Consider the following 208-nt stretch of genomic DNA (forward strand, 5'->3'; position numbering starts at 1 on the left):
GAAGCCACCGGAGTTGACTGAAGCTGGCTTCATACGGGGAAATGGCGTCGGCAATGACAACGAGCATCATCCCCCCGCTTCGGACGCTTCGCGAGGGGCAGCGAAGACGGCAGAAGCAGATGGTGTGGAGCACGGCAATTCGGGGCAGTCAGCCTCTGCAAACGCGCCGGAAGCAGCCGACCCCGGTGAGCCAGGCCCCGGTAGCCAG

This window comes from Bradyrhizobium sp. SBR1B, from assembly GCF_014198205.1.
Taxonomy (GTDB): domain Bacteria; phylum Pseudomonadota; class Alphaproteobacteria; order Rhizobiales; family Xanthobacteraceae; genus Bradyrhizobium.